Genomic DNA, 1,035 nt, shown 5'->3' on the forward strand with positions numbered 1-1,035 from the left:
CCGGTTGAGCTCCTGGAACAGCTCGTGCCGCGCCTCCGGGTACACCCGCACCGAGACGTCCGTGTACCCGGCCCGCCGCCGGTAGGCCTGGGCGAGCGCGCGCACCGACCGCTCGCCGCCGAGGGTGTCGTCGGCGCCCACGACCAGCAGCAGGGGCAGCGGATGCTCGGGCCCGCGCTTCGGGCGGCCGACCAGCCGCAGGGTCTCGACCAGCCCGATCCGCTTCGCGAGCGGCGTGGTGAAGGTGAGGGGGTCGTCGTGGAAACGCTGCCAGACCTCCGGGTCGCGGGAGAGCCACTCGAGGCCGAGACCGCCGGCGACGCGGTGCCGCTTCGCCAGGTCGCCCGCGTTCATGTGCCCCGGGAGGCGGTAGGCCGTGCCGCTCAGCACGAGCGCGGCGTAGGCGCCGGAGTGGTGGTCGACGATCCGCTGCGCCATGAGCGACCCCCAGGAGTGGCCGAGCAGCACGATCGGCACTCCCGGGCTCTCCTCCGCGAGCAGCTCCGTCAGCCGGAGGATCGCCGCCTCGGTCGCGCGCAGGCCGCCCGGCCCCAGCAGTCCGAGCCGGGAGGAGTCGCCGCCGTGCTGCTCGAGGCCGGTCCGGCCGTGCCCGCGGTGGTCGTCCGCCGCGACCGCGTACCCGGCGGCGACCAGCGCCTCCGCCAGCTCGACGTAGCGCCCCGAGTGCTCGCCGACCCCGTGGGCCAGCTGCACGATCGCGCGGGGCGAGGGGTGCGGCCACCAGCGGTAGTGGATGACGACGCCGGAGGCGTCCTGGAAGGTCCTGTCGACAGCGGCGCCGGTCATGGTGACCAGTGTGGCGCTCCGGCCGCTGGGCGCGAGGGACGCGATGAGAACTGAGAAGATACTCACGATCCATCGGCGGGCGCCCTGCTCGCTACGGTGCCTCGCTACCTTTTCCCTTGACGAGCGACCCCCGCGACCCGGAGGTCTGGCAGCGTTTCCACGACGACCCCCTCACCTTCACCACGCCGCTCGCGAAGCGGATCGGGCTGGTCGAGACCCTGCGGCTGG

The 1,035-nt window shown here is 74.0% G+C and carries 1 protein-coding gene; it reads right to left on the reverse strand.

Going from position 1 to position 1,035, the window contains the following annotated elements:
- Positions 1-807, reverse strand: an 807-nt coding sequence (locus tag C5C74_RS16865) for an alpha/beta fold hydrolase (RefSeq protein WP_104351945.1), incomplete at its 3' end; no start/stop codon positions are given.
- Positions 808-1,035: the final 228 nt, after the last annotated feature.

Origin of the sequence: Rathayibacter sp. AY1E8, assembly GCF_002931415.1 — a bacterium.
In the GTDB taxonomy this organism is placed as follows: Bacteria; Actinomycetota; Actinomycetes; order Actinomycetales; family Microbacteriaceae; genus Rathayibacter.